Source organism: Paraburkholderia sp. SIMBA_054 (genome assembly GCF_046534875.1).
Classification (GTDB): Bacteria; Pseudomonadota; Gammaproteobacteria; order Burkholderiales; family Burkholderiaceae; genus Paraburkholderia; species Paraburkholderia hospita.
Genome location: NZ_JAWRXV010001581.1, coordinates 1 through 241, shown reverse-complemented (window position 1 = coordinate 241; position 241 = coordinate 1). Strand labels below are relative to the sequence as shown.

Here is a 241-nt window from a genome sequence, read left to right as displayed (position 1 = left end):
CCCGGCTTCAACGCCGGCCCGCTGACCCTGCCGGACGGCCACAAGAAGCACGACGAGGTCTTCGGCGACGTGGAGACCTACCGCGGCCAGCTACGCGCGGTCCTGGCCGGCGATGCCGATCCCGGCGCCGGCAAGGTCACCCTGGCGGTGCGCTACCAGGGTTGTGCCGATGCCGGCGTCTGCTACCCGCCGCAGAAGCGCCTCATCGAGGTCGCGCTGCCGCCGGAGCAGGCTGGCGCCG

1 protein-coding gene is annotated in these 241 nt (G+C 73.4%); it reads left to right on the top strand.

Going from position 1 to position 241, the window contains the following annotated elements; genetic code table 11:
* On the top strand, positions 1–241 hold a 241-nt coding region (locus tag SB822_RS60380; RefSeq protein WP_410859554.1), incomplete at both ends, for a protein-disulfide reductase DsbD N-terminal domain-containing protein.